Raw genomic sequence first — 12,111 nt, 5'->3', positions numbered from 1 at the left:
CTCCGCGACAGGCATCAGGCCTTGGTGACGTCCCAGAAGAAGGGCAGCGGGCCGCTGACGACGCCCGAGACGTTCTTCCGCCAGGCCTGGTAGCTCAGATAGAAGCCGGTCGGCGCATAGACGACGTTTTCGACCGCCGCCTTGTTGAGCTTGGCCATCGCCGCCTTTTCGCCGGCCAGGTCCTTGGCATTGAACCAGTTGGTGACCTCTGCCTCGACGGTCGGCACGTCAGGCCAGCCGAACCAGGCCTTTTCGCCATTGGCCCGGATCGCGGTATAGGCGGCCGGATTGATGCAGTCGGCGCCGGCGTGCCAGGTGTGGAACATGCTCCAGCCGCCCTGCCCCGGCGGGGTCTTCTGGGCGCGGCGAGAGCCGACCGTGCCCCAGTCGGTGGCGACGAAATCGACGTTCATGCCGATGCTCTTGAGCAACTCGGCCGTGACGTCGCCCATCGACTTGGTGGCTGCCATGTCCTGCGCGACGACGCAGACGACGGGCTCGCCCTTGTAGCCGGACTCGGCCAGCAGCTTCTTCGCCTCGGCGACGTTGCGCTTCTTCAGGATGTCGCCGCCCTCTTCGGTGTAGAGCGGCGTGCCCGGCGTGAAGAAGCCCGGCAGCGACTTCCAGAGCTTGTCGTCGTCGCCGACGACGGCGCGCATGTAGTCTTCCTGGTTCAGCGCCGTCAGCACGGCCTGACGCACCTTCAGATTGTTGAAGGGCGGGAAGAGGTGATTCATGCGGAAGGCGCCGACATTGCCCAGGGGATCGCCGATATCGACGTTGATGTCCTTATGCGCCTTGAGCACGGGCACGAGATCGGCGAGCGGCGTCTCCCACCAGTCGACCTCGCCGTTCTGGAGCGCTGCGGCCGCCGTCGCCGCATCGGGCATGATCACCCATTCGATACGGTTGACGAGGATGTTCTTGCCGCCGGCGAGCCAGTCCGCCTTCTCGGAGCGTGGCTTGTAGTCCGCGAACTTCTCGAACACCGCCTTGGCGCCGGGCACCCAGTCGCTGCGCAGGAACTTCATCGGGCCCGAGCCGACATATTCGGTGATCTGCGTGAAGGGGTCGGTCTTGGCGATGCGCTCCGGCATTATGAAGGAGCACGGGGCGTTGTTCTTGGCGAGCGCCAGCAGCATCTTCGGGAAGGGCTGCTTCAGCGTCCATTTCCAGGTCAGTTCGTCGACCGGGGCGAGCTCGACCTGCAGGCCGCGGATCATCAGGCCCATCGGGTCGCGCGCCGACCAGCGCACCAGGCTCGCGACCACGTCCTTCGACGTGACCGGCGTGCCGTCATGGAATTTCAGGCCGGAGCGCAGCTTGAAGGTCCAGGTGAGGCCATCGGAGGAGACCTCCTCGGCCTCGACCATCTGGCGCTGCGGCTGGAACTTGGAATCGATGCCGTAGAGCGTGTCCCAGACCAGCGCGGCGGCGTTGCGGACGACGTATTGCGTTCCCCAGATGGGGTCGAAATTCGCGAGGTTGGCCTGCGGCACGAAGCGGAGGGTCTTGCTTGCCCCTTGCGCCAGCGCCGGCATCGCCAGCCCGCCCGTGGCTGCGGCTACGCCGACGCCCGTCGCGGATTTCAGAAATGTCCTGCGATCCATTATGTTCTCCCCTGAAGCGGCGCCTCTGATCGGGCTGCCTTGCTGCAAGTCTGGGCAGAAAAATCCTGCCTGACAACAAGCAATGGCACCTGATCGAGACCTTTCGGCCGCCTGCACGGTTCGTGCCACACGGAGCCTCAGGAGCTGGAATCCTTGGCTTGTCGCTCCCATTGCAATATTATGCGGAAATTCCGACAATAGCGAAAAAATTCGCGATTAAAGCGGTTTGACCGGCAGATCGATGCGCGCAAAAGGCTGGGCCTGTTCGAAGGCCGCAGCCGCTCTGAGCACCAGTGCATCTTTGCCAAAGGCGCCTACGATTTGAAGCCCCGCCGGCAGCCCCGCTCGTGTCAGCCCACAAGGCACCGAGACCGCCGGCTGCTCGGTGATGTTGAAGGGGTAGGTGAAGGGCGTCCAGCGCGTCCAGTCCTCGCCATAGGCGCCATGCTCCGGCGTGTTGCGACCGACGGCGAAGGCCGGCAGCGGCAGCGTCGGGGTCAGCAGCAGGTCGTAGCGGGCATGGAACTGCGCCATGCGCGAGGCCAGAGCATTGCGCTGGTTGAGCAGCGCGTCGGCATAGGTCGATGCCGGAATGCGTTCGCCCCGCTCGGCCACCGCGACGAGGCCGGGATCCATCCGTGCCCGCGTCGCCGCGTCGACGCCGCGCAGCGCCAGGGCCGCCCCGGACGCCCAGATCGTCATCAGTGTCTCGACGGGGTCGGCGAAGCCGGGATCGACTTCCTCGACCGTCGCGCCGAGTTCGGCGAAGACCTGGGCAGCGGCTGCCGTCAGCGCCGCGATCTCGGGATCGACGATCACATCCTGACCGAGGCGCGGCGACCAGGCGACGCGCAGACCCCTGACGCCGCCCTTCAACCCGTCGACATAATCCGGCGGGCGGCTCGTCATCGCGGTCATGTCGCGGGTATCGGGCTGGCCGATCACCTGCATCGCCAGCGCGGTATCGGTGACGGTGCGGGTCAACGGTCCGATATGGGCGAGGAAACCCATGGTCGAGACAGGCCAGGCCGGGACGCGGCCATAGCTCGGCTTCAGGCCGACGACACCGGTGAAGGCAGCCGGAATGCGCACGGAGCCGGCGCCATCCGTACCGATATGGATACAGCCGAGATTGAGCGCGGCGCAGGAAGCGGCACCGGAGGAGGAACCGCCGGGCCCGGTCCCGGTATTCCAGGGATTGCGCGTGATGCCCGAGGCCGGGGAATCGCCGACGCCCTTCCAGCCATATTCAGGCATGGTGGTCTTGCCGAGGAAGACCGTGCCGGCCTCGCGCAGCCGCGCCGTGGCCGGCGAATCCTCGGCGAAGGGCGCGTCGGAGGCGATTGCGGAGCCGCGCTGCATCGACCAGCCGGCGACCCCGATATTGTCCTTGATGGTGACGGGCACGCCGTCGAGCGGGCCGACCGCCTCGCCTTTCAGCCAGCGTGCCTGCGACGCTTCCGCCATCGCCAGCGCCACGGCGTCGCCGCGCACGGTGAAGGCGTTGATGTCGGGCTCGAAGCGCTCGATGCGGGCGAGCGCATCCTTCGCGACCTCGACGGGAGAGAGTTCCTTGCTGGCGTAGAGCGGGCCGAGCTCGGCGGCGGAAAGCGAGGCGATCGTCGTCATCGAAGCTCCTTTTATGACCTTATCGGGAAACAGAGCCCTCATCCTGAGTCGCACCAGTGGCGCTTCTCAGGATGAGGGCTGATCTGTTCAAGCGCTTTCAGGCGTTGGCGACGCGCCAGGCCGTGCTGAGCAGGATGTTGGCGCCGGCGACCATGTCGTCGTCGGTACTGAACTCGGCCGGATTGTGCGAGAGCCCACCGATCGAGGGGATGAAGACCATCGCGGTCGGGCAGAGCCGCGCCATCATCTGCGCGTCATGGCCGGCGCCAGAGATCATGCGCCGGATCGGCAGCCCGAATTCGCCGGCGCTGCGCTCGATCTCGGCGATCAACTCCTCGGCGAAGGGCGTCGCGGGGAAACGCGCGAGGTCGCGGAACGAGATCTGGATGTCGTCGCGCTCGGCCAGCTCGGCGCAGAAGCGGCGCACCGCCTCCTCGGCCTGGGCGAGCGGCGCATCGAGCGGATTGCGCAGATCGAGCGTCATCACCACCGTCTCGGGCACGACATTGACGTTGCCGGGCTGCGTGCGGATGACGCCGCAATTGGCGAGCTGGTGTGGGATCGTCTTGGTCAGCTCGTTGGCGAAGATGTTGATGCGCGCGGCAGCGAGGCCGGGATCCTTGCGATAGGCCATCGGCGTCGTGCCGGCGTGGCTCGGGCGCCCCTTCAGGGTGAGCTCCAGCCAGCAGATCGCCTGGATGCCGGTGACGGCGCCGAGGCCGCCGCCTTCGCTCTCCAGGATCGGCCCCTGCTCGATATGCATCTCGAGATAGGCATGCGCGGGCAGGAAGCCCGGCTGCTCGGCACCCTCGTAGCCGATGCGCTTCAGCTCGGCGCCGAGGCCGACGCCTTCGGAATCGACTTCTTTGTGGGCCGCATCGACGCTCATGCCGCCGGCCCAGACATAGGAGCCGAGCATGTCGGGATGGAAGCGGGCGCCTTCCTCGTTGGTGAAGGCGATGACGGCCATGTCGCGCTTCGGCGTGAGCCCGGCATCGCGCAGCGCCGCCAGGACCTCGACGCCGGCGACGACGCCGAGCGCGCCGTCGAAGCGCCCGCCGGTGCCGACCGTGTCGATATGCGAGCCCATGATGAGAGCCGGTCCGTCCTCGAGCCCCTTCAGGATGCCGACGATGTTGCCGATCGCGTCGACGCGGACGTCGAGGCCGAGCGCCTGCATCTGAGCGACGAGCCAGTCGCGACCCTGTTTGTCCTCGTCGGTCAGGGCAAGGCGGCGGCAGCCCCCTTCCGGCGTGGCACCGATCTTCGCGAGTTCTCCGAGGCGCGAGGTCAATCTCGCGCCGTCGATCCTCAGATTGGTGCTCATCGCTTCAGGCCCCCCTGCGTTCCGGAAGGCAAGATGCAGACCGCGACGTCGCTTGTCGACCCGCGTCCAGCGCATCGGCTCCGGGCGGCGTCAGACATGGGCGTGGCTGTTTCGGGGTTGCAATCGGGAGTAGAAGCGGCGCCCCGAGAAAGAGCTTCATGACGATCGCCGACGCCTCGCAACCGCTCAGTCCCTGGCTCACCGAGGCGCGCGCCATGCTCGCCCTCAGCTGGCCGATGGTGCTGACCAATGTCGCGCAGACGGCGATGACGGCGACCGACGTCATCATGATGGGCCATCTCAGCCGGACGCCCTGGCAGCCGGCGCGCTCGGCACCAATCTCTACAATTCCGTGCTGATCTTCGGCATCGGCGTGATGGGTGCGGTCTCGCCGATGATCGCGATCGAACTCGGCCGCAACCGGCATGCGGTGCGCGATCTGCGCCGCACGGTGCGGCAAGGCTTCTGGGCCGCCGCCACGATGGTCGGGCCGATGTGGCTGTTTCTGTGGCAGGCCGAGTTCATTCTCAGGGCGATGGGGCAGGACCCCGGCCTGTCGAAGGCAGCAGCTTCCTATGTCCACACGCTGCAATGGGGCCTGCTGCCCTTCTTCCTCTATCTGTGCCTGCGCGGCTTCGTCGCCGCTTTGCAGCGGCCGCGCTGGGCTTTCATCGTCGTGCTGTTCGCGGTCGCCTTCAACGCCCTCGCCAACTGGTGCCTGATGTTTGGGCAGCTGGGCTTTCCCGCGCTCGGCCTGCCGGGCTCGGGGCTGGCGACGGCCTTGTCATCGGCCCTGATGTTCGCGGGGCTGGCGCTCGTCGTCGTGCTCGACCGGCGCTTCCGGCGCTATCATCTGCTCGGCCGCTTCTGGGTGCCGGACTGGTCGCGCTACCGCGCCTTCTGGCGCCTCGGCCTGCCCATCGGCCTGACGCTCGCCTTCGAGGTGGTGATCTTCAACGGCGCCGCCTTCCTGATGGGTCTGATCGGCGCGTCCTCCCTCGCGGCGCACGCCATCGCGATCCAGATCGCCTCGCTGACATTCATGGTGCCGCTCGGCATCGGCCAGGCCGGCACGGTGCGCGTGGGCCGCGCCTTCGGCGCCGGCGACAAGGACGGCATCCGCCGCGCCGGCACCATGGCGCTCATCCTCGCCCTGAGCTTCATGACCTGCACGGCTCTGCTGATGGCTGTCGTGCCGCAATGGCTGGTCGCGCCCTTCCTCGACCGCTCCAAGCCGGGGGCGGAAGCGGTGGCGCAGCTCGCGATGATCTTCCTGTTCTATGCCGCGGTCTTCCAGATCGCCGATGGCGCGCAGGTCATCGGCTCGTCGATCCTGCGCGGGCTCGGCGACACCTGCCTGCCGATGATCCTGGCAGGCATCGGCTATTGGGGCATCGGCCTGCCGCTTTCAGCGGCACTCGGCTTCCTGACCCCGCTCGCCGGGCGCGGCATCTGGATCGGGCTCGCGATCGGGCTTGCCGTCGTCGCCGTGATGATGCTGTGGCGCTGGTGGGCGCGCGAGCGGCTGGGCCTGCTGCGGTGGGGCTTGAGGGAAGCGTCCTAGCTTAATCCGCTCATCGAAGCGGCGCCTGATGCAGGGGTGTGACCCGACCCCGTCTGTGGCTGATCGGCAACAGAGTTGCACGGACACAATTTGGCCACCTCCTGTTCACCCCACGGCCATCTCGGGAACCTTGAACGGGGACCTGCAACGGCGCATGGAACCCCGGCGCCGTCCCACCGTTGATTTCCCGCCCGCAACGCCGAGTTTTTTGTCGATGTCCCCCGCCCGCCCGCCCGCCTCTTCCCTCGCCCGGCCGACCCGTCGCGTTTTTGCGGCGCTGACCCCGCTCTTCCTCGCGGCCTGCGTAGGCCAGCGCCAGCAACCCTTCGAGGTTGCCTCGCGTGGGCCGCATGTCAGTGCCGAGTATCTCACGATGTATGGCGAGCGGCCCGACGAGCAGCACCCGCTGCCGGCGACGGACCTGGACGAGGTCGATCCGCAGTTCCTGCGCCGCATCGTGTCGTATCCGACGCGCGAGCAGCCCGGCACCATCGTCGTCGATACCGACAACCGCTTCCTCTACCTCGTTCAGGAGAACGGCAAGGCGATCCGCTACGGCATCGGCGTCGGCAAGCAGGGCATGTCCTGGCGTGGCCGGGCCACCGTCGCCCGCAAGGCGCAGTGGCCGCGTTGGACCCCGACTCCCGCGATGATCGCCCGCGAGCCGGAGCGGAACCGCGCCTGGGCTGCCGGCATGGCCGGCGGACTCGAGAACCCGCTCGGTGCCCGCGCCCTTTATCTCTACCAGGGCAGCCGCGACACGCTGTATCGCATCCATGGCACGTCCGAGCCGTGGTCGATCGGCAAGTCGGTGTCGTCCGGCTGCATCCGCCTGTTCAACCAGGACATCATCGACCTCTACAGCCGCGTGCCGACCGGCACGGCCGTCGTGGTGCTCAACCGCGGCACGCTGCAGCCGAATATGGACGGCGACGAGATCCCGCCGCCGGATGACGATTTCGGCGGCAGCATCTGAAGCGCGCGGCAGCGTGCCGCGGCTTCGGCCTTGATACTGTCACAGGACGGTCCCACCTCTTGAGCGCGGCGCAAGCAATGCCGCGCAACGAGAGGAGATGACGATGACGCCGCAGGAACGCGACGTGATCGCCGGGATTTTCGACCGCCTGAAACAGGCGGCCAATCAGCCCCGCGACCCCGAGGCTGAGAACTTCATCGCAGAACGCCTGCGCGAGCAGCCCTATGCGCCTTATGCCATGGCCCAGGCGGTCTATGTGCAGGAGCAGGCCCTCACCAATCTGAACCAGCAGGTCGAGAGCCTGCAGGCGCAGCTGCGCGAAGCTCAGACCCGCGCCAGCGAGGCCGCATCCCAGCCGGCGGCCGGCGGCTTCCTGTCAGGCATCTTCGGCGGCGCCAGCCCGCCGCGTGCCGGATCGGTGCCCTCCGTCCCGCCGCGCGGCGACGCGCCCGCGCCGTCCGGCGCCTGGAACACGCAGCCGCAGGGCCAGCCCATGCAGGCGGCGCCGATGCAGGCCGCCGCGTCCGCGCAGCCCGGCCCGTGGAGCAACCAGCCGCAGCAGGCCGCCGGCCGTGGCGGCGGCTTCATGGCGAGCGCCCTGACGACGGCGGCCGGCGTCGCCGGCGGTCTCGTCCTCGGCAACGTCCTGACCAATGCCTTCAGCGGCGCGGGTAACGCTGCCAAGCCCGCGACCCCGGCGGCCGCGGCGGATACGAACGCCAGCACCAACACCGATGCCGGTGCCAGCACGCAACAGGCGGCCTATGACCAGGGCGCCTCGGACCAGGCAGCGCAGGATCGCTCGGGCTACGACCAGGGTTATGACGGCGAGGCCAGATCCGAGCCAGCGACTTACGAGGACGACGATCCGGGCCTCGATTCCGGCGACGATGACAGCTGGGTCTGACGCCAGCACCGAAACGACAAAGCCCGCCTGAGAAGGCGGGCTTTTTCTTGCGAGCGGCTCTCCGCTCCGCCTCAGATCACCAGCACCTTGGCGCCGACGCGCACGCGCTCGTAGAGATCGGTGACGTCGTCATTGGTCATGCGGATGCAGCCTGACGAGACCGCCTGCCCGATGGTATTGGGCTCGTTGGTGCCGTGAATGCGGTAGAGCGTCGAGCCGAGATACATGGCGCGCGCGCCCATCGGGTTTTCCGGGCCGCCTGCCATGAAGCGCGGCAGATCCGGCCGACGCTTGAGCATCTCGGCCGGCGGCGTCCAACTCGGCCATTCCGCCTTGCGGGACACCGTCTTCATCCCCGCCCATGAGAAGCCGGGGCGGCCGACGCCGATGCCGTAACGCAGGGCCCTGCCGCCGGGCTGCACCAGGAAGAGGAAACGCTGGGGGGTGTCGATGATGATCGTGCCGGGCTTGTGCGGCCCGTCATAGGCGACCTCCTGCTTGCGGAAGCGCGGATCGACGATCTGCTGGATGCCCTGCTGCGGCTCGACCGGCTCGCCGAGCGCGGCCATGCGGCGGCCGGCACGCGGCTGCCCCGCCGCCTCGAACGGGTCGACCTCGTAGCCGGGCGCCGATCGGACCGTCTGGCCATAAGCGTAGCCGCCGGGGCGATTGTAGACGGCGCCGCCGCGGCCATAGGGCGTCGGGTCCCGGCCGGTCATCAGCATCTCGATGAAGCCGCCGCCATAATTCGCCCGGCCGCGGGCGGCGGCCATGGGGTCGTTCGGGGCGGCATAGCCCTGCGCCACGGCCGCGCTCGCAGCCAGGGTGCCGGCAACGACCAGCAGCGGAAGCACAATCGTTCGACGCATCACGCAATACTCTCGACATCAACTGCCGGGAGCCTGCGGCGCTGCCTCAAAGGAATGGTGAATCGCCGAGGTTTGCGGGTCCAAACCGGGCCCAAACCGCTCAATTCACGGAATTAACCTTAGCGCGGCGTCAAATGTCAGGGTGAAGGAAAAGTTGCGGGCGCTATCGCCGCGCGCTCTTTCGGGCGAGCCACCGCAGTTTCAGGCCGGTGCGCCAGCGGCCGATATCGCAAGCGAGGATGACAGCCGCATAGGCCAACCCGCCGAGGACGATCTGAAGCGGCAGCTCCAGCAAGGCAGGCAAGCGGTTCTGCAGCGGCCAGACCACCGCTCCCATCACGACACCGGCGAGGATGATGCAGCCGATATCGTGCAGCGGCGGCCAGGACGGCAGCGCGCGCAAGGCCACCAAGCCGGTGACGAGAAACGCCGTGACGAAGGCGGCACTTTGCGCGATTGCGATCGTTCCGGGCGCAAACGCTCCCGGCGGCAGGTAGATGACGGCGAGATTGACCACCAGCCCCACCAGAGCGGCGAGCGCCGCGACGCGCGTACGCCTTTCCAGCAGGAAGACCGGGTAGATCGCCGCCTGGAACAGCGCGATCGCCGCGAAGCCGGGCAGCAGCAATGCCATGTGGTTGGCAAAGTGACCTCGAAAACTCACCGGCACGAAGACCCGCTCGAAGGCCGGCAGCGTCAGCCAGAAGCCCAGGGCGACGGGAAGGACGACGGCAAGCACCAACGCCATATTGCGCGCGATGCGCTTCTGCGCTGCCAGCCGCCCCCGCGTCTCGTCGAGACGGATGACCTCTCGCAGCAGCAGGATCTCCAGCATCGAAGCCAGAACGGGGAAAAGCCGCAGGCCGATATCGGAGGCGAGCGAGAAATAGCCGGCTTCCGCAAAACCGAGTCGATCCGCCAGGATCGCGCGATTGAGCAGCGGGATGATGGAATAGACGGCGTTGCCGGCCACCAGCGGCAGCGCATAGCGCGCGAAGCTGCGGGCGAGGTCGGCCCGCGCCGCGGCAAAGCTCGGTCCGTCCTCGGCCAGCCTGCGGCGCACGGCGAGCACCGAGACGATGGTGCTGACGAGCCCGCCAAGAAGGACGAGCACGGGATCGCGCATCAGCCAGGCCGCACCGACCATCAGCAGGAGCGCAACGGAACTCCTGACGACGACGAGACGGGCATAGGCGGCATCGAGAAAGCGCGAGCGGGCGATGGCGCCGTGATAGTCGAACCAGCCGGCACCGACGCCCCCGGCAACGGCGACGACGAGCAGGGTCATCGGCAGGCCCGTATCGATGCCGGCCAGCAGCGCCGCCGCCAGCAGCGCGCAGAGCGAGAGGCCGATGCCGGCGAAGAGCAGATCGAGGGTCGCGCGGATACCGGGTTCGCGCTCGCGGCCCGAATAGAAACGGATGACCGAGAGCTTCAGCCAGTCGAGCAGCGCCGTGTTGACCAGGACGACGATCGCGGCGCCGATCGCATAGACCCCGAAGGCTGCGGGGCCGAGGAACAGGGCAACGAGCAGCCCGAGGACGAAATTCAGCCCGGCATTGACGATGAAGGGCAGAAGAACGGTCATCGCCTCTCGGTCACTTCGTCCTGCGCGGCGCTATGTGGCGGTTCGCGCGATTCGCCCGGCTGCCGCAAGCCTGCCCCGATACGGCCTAGCGTCGGCGCGGCCCTTTTCCAAGCGGGGAGGTGTCGGCGCCGGGACGTTCCGGCGCTTTCACACCTGCAATGGCGGCATTGGGGGCCTGTGCGCCCCTCCCCTATCCGCGCCCCGGGATCGGCCTTAGACGGGAGTTGCTGCCCATGGTCCGCACGGGCGCCTTCCGGAAAGCCATGGACGCGGCCTGACATCATGACCTCGTCGATCGCTCTGCGCGCCGCGCTCGGCATCGCCCTACTCACCGCCATGGATGCGGTGCTGAAGGGCCAGATGCAGCATCAGCCCTTTGCCCTGGCGCTGTTCATGCGCTTCCTGATGGGCGGCCTTTGCGCGCTGATCGTCCTCGCGATCGCACGCCCGCTCCGCCCGACGCGCGCGAGCGTCATCGGCAATGTCGCGCGCATCCCCCTCGTCGTGCTCACGGCCGGCAGCTTCTTCTATTCGATCTCGGTGCTGCCGCTCGCCGAGGCGCTGACGCTGTCGTTCCTCGCCCCGGTCTTCGTCGCGCTGCTCGGCGGCCTGCTGTTGAAGGAGAGGATCGACAAACGCATCCTGCAGGCGCTCGGCTTCGGGCTCGCCGGCATGCTGGTCATGGTCTGGCCGCGGCTGCAGGGCCATGTCAGCGGCGCCAGTCTCGGCGTCGCGGCCGCCCTGTTCTCGGCGGTGAGCTACGCCTTCAACCTGATCCTGCTGCGGCGGATCGCGGTCCGGGAACACCCCACCGTCATCGTCGCCTTCCAGAATGTCGGGCCGGCGCTGTGCCTCGCCGTCCCCGCCGCTTTCGCCTTCGTGCCGATGGGCCTTGCCGACCTCGGGATCTATCTGGTCGCCGGCGCGCTCGGCGTCGCCGGTCATCTCACGCTCACCTCGGCCTATGCCAGGGCGACCGCCTCCCGGCTGGCAGCGATCGAATACACGGCGCTGATCTGGGCGAGCCTGCTCGGCTTCTTCGTCTTCGGCGAGGTGCCGCTGTACACAACCTATCTCGGCGCGCTGTTGATCGTGGCCGGCGCCGTCGCGGTCAGCCGGCGCTAGGCTTCGCCGGAAAGACCAGGCAGGTCTCCGTGCCGTGCGCCAGCAATCTGCCGCGCTCGTCTCGCAGGTTGCCTTCGGTCGTGATCACCGAACCGCCGCGATGGATCAGCTTGCCCTCGCAGCGCACCGTGCCGCTATCGGGCATGACCGGCCGGACATAGTTCAGCTTCATCTCCAGCGTGGTGTAGCCCTCGCCGGACTTCAACGTGGAGTGCGCGGCGCAGGCCATGGCGGAGTCGAGGATCGTCGCGGTCCAGCCGCCATGGATCGTGCCGAGCGGGTTGAAGAAGCGCGCCGACGGCACACCGACGAAGACGACCCTGCCCTCCTCCGCCTCGACCAGATCGAAATCCATGGTCTGGGCGAAGGGCGGGGCCGGCTGGGTGCCGGCAATGATGCCGCGCAAGAAGCTCAGGCCCCCATCCGCAACCAGCACCTCGCGGGACACAACACCAAAGGTCCGATCCATGACTTCTTCTCCAATCGTGTATCTGCACGATAGAGAGAGGATGGCAT

Annotated in this window: 9 protein-coding genes and 1 pseudogene; 4 read left to right on the top strand and 6 right to left on the bottom strand. The window is 67.7% G+C overall.

The window, feature by feature from the left end; translation table 11 throughout:
- Positions 1-14 precede the first annotated feature (14 nt).
- The 3 genes from NWE53_RS00305 to NWE53_RS00295 all read right to left on the bottom strand — a co-directional run bounded on the left by NWE53_RS00305 (position 15) and on the right by NWE53_RS00295 (position 4,566).
- Positions 15-1,610 carry an ABC transporter substrate-binding protein gene (locus NWE53_RS00305; RefSeq protein ID WP_265052414.1) on the bottom strand — a complete coding sequence of 532 codons (1,596 nt, stop codon included), beginning with the start codon at positions 1,608-1,610 and terminating at the stop codon, positions 15-17.
- A 216-nt stretch (positions 1,611-1,826) separates the two neighbouring features.
- A complete protein-coding gene (locus NWE53_RS00300) occupies positions 1,827-3,239 on the bottom strand; it encodes an amidase (RefSeq protein ID WP_265052413.1) in 1,413 nt (470 codons plus the stop codon).
- Positions 3,240-3,336: 97 nt separating this feature from the next.
- The gene (locus NWE53_RS00295) at positions 3,337-4,566 is read right to left on the bottom strand and encodes a M20 family metallo-hydrolase (protein WP_265052412.1); all 1,230 of its coding nucleotides are present in this window, start codon (positions 4,564-4,566) and stop codon (positions 3,337-3,339) included.
- A 158-nt stretch (positions 4,567-4,724) separates the two neighbouring features.
- Here NWE53_RS00295 and NWE53_RS00290 point away from each other — a divergent pair.
- The 3 genes and pseudogenes from NWE53_RS00290 to NWE53_RS00280 all read left to right on the top strand — a co-directional run bounded on the left by NWE53_RS00290 (position 4,725) and on the right by NWE53_RS00280 (position 8,013).
- Positions 4,725-6,130, top strand: a pseudogene (locus tag NWE53_RS00290) (MATE family efflux transporter).
- A 214-nt stretch (positions 6,131-6,344) separates the two neighbouring features.
- A complete protein-coding gene (locus NWE53_RS00285; protein WP_265052411.1) occupies positions 6,345-7,106 on the top strand; it encodes a L,D-transpeptidase in 762 nt (253 codons plus the stop codon).
- Positions 7,107-7,209: 103 nt separating this feature from the next.
- Positions 7,210-8,013, top strand: coding sequence for a DUF2076 domain-containing protein (locus NWE53_RS00280; RefSeq protein WP_265052410.1), 804 nt, complete (start codon positions 7,210-7,212; stop codon positions 8,011-8,013).
- A gap of 71 nt (positions 8,014-8,084) precedes the next feature.
- On the opposite strand, the gene NWE53_RS00275 is transcribed toward NWE53_RS00280, so the two are convergent.
- Positions 8,085-8,882 carry a L,D-transpeptidase gene (locus tag NWE53_RS00275; RefSeq protein WP_265052409.1) on the bottom strand — a complete coding sequence of 266 codons (798 nt, stop codon included), beginning with the start codon at positions 8,880-8,882 and terminating at the stop codon, positions 8,085-8,087.
- Between the two features lie 163 nt (positions 8,883-9,045).
- On the bottom strand, positions 9,046-10,470 hold the full coding sequence (locus tag NWE53_RS00270; protein ID WP_265052408.1) for a lipopolysaccharide biosynthesis protein: 1,425 nt from the start codon (positions 10,468-10,470) through the stop codon (positions 9,046-9,048).
- Positions 10,471-10,752: 282 nt separating this feature from the next.
- On the opposite strand from NWE53_RS00270, the gene NWE53_RS00265 reads away from it, so the two are divergent.
- On the top strand, positions 10,753-11,595 hold the full coding sequence (locus NWE53_RS00265; protein ID WP_265052407.1) for a DMT family transporter: 843 nt from the start codon (positions 10,753-10,755) through the stop codon (positions 11,593-11,595).
- Here the strand turns inward: NWE53_RS00265 and NWE53_RS00260 are convergent.
- Complete coding sequence (locus NWE53_RS00260) at positions 11,582-12,064, bottom strand: PaaI family thioesterase (RefSeq protein WP_265052406.1); 483 nt, start codon at positions 12,062-12,064, stop codon at positions 11,582-11,584. The genes NWE53_RS00265 and NWE53_RS00260 overlap by 14 nt on opposite strands.
- Positions 12,065-12,111 lie beyond the last annotated feature (47 nt).

This window comes from Bosea sp. NBC_00550 (assembly GCF_026020075.1).
In the GTDB taxonomy this organism is placed as follows: Bacteria; Pseudomonadota; Alphaproteobacteria; order Rhizobiales; family Beijerinckiaceae; genus Allobosea.
Note: the sequence above shows the minus strand (reverse complement) of the source record. Positions and strands in the feature narration are given on the sequence as shown.

Excerpts from the sequence above, each read along its gene's own strand:
- NWE53_RS00265 (WP_265052407.1), top strand. The coding sequence starts at position 10,753 with ATGACCTCGTCGATCGCTCTGCGCGCCGCGCTCGGCATCGCCCTACTC.
- NWE53_RS00305 (WP_265052414.1), bottom strand. The coding sequence starts at position 1,610 with ATGGATCGCAGGACATTTCTGAAATCCGCGACGGGCGTCGGCGTAGCC.
- NWE53_RS00295 (WP_265052412.1), bottom strand. The coding sequence starts at position 4,566 with ATGAGCACCAATCTGAGGATCGACGGCGCGAGATTGACCTCGCGCCTC.
- NWE53_RS00280 (WP_265052410.1), top strand. The coding sequence starts at position 7,210 with ATGACGCCGCAGGAACGCGACGTGATCGCCGGGATTTTCGACCGCCTG.
- NWE53_RS00285 (WP_265052411.1), top strand. The coding sequence starts at position 6,345 with ATGTCCCCCGCCCGCCCGCCCGCCTCTTCCCTCGCCCGGCCGACCCGT.
- NWE53_RS00270 (WP_265052408.1), bottom strand. The coding sequence starts at position 10,470 with ATGACCGTTCTTCTGCCCTTCATCGTCAATGCCGGGCTGAATTTCGTC.
- NWE53_RS00300 (WP_265052413.1), bottom strand. The coding sequence starts at position 3,239 with ATGACGACGATCGCCTCGCTTTCCGCCGCCGAGCTCGGCCCGCTCTAC.
- NWE53_RS00275 (WP_265052409.1), bottom strand. The coding sequence starts at position 8,882 with ATGCGTCGAACGATTGTGCTTCCGCTGCTGGTCGTTGCCGGCACCCTG.
- NWE53_RS00260 (WP_265052406.1), bottom strand. The coding sequence starts at position 12,064 with ATGGATCGGACCTTTGGTGTTGTGTCCCGCGAGGTGCTGGTTGCGGAT.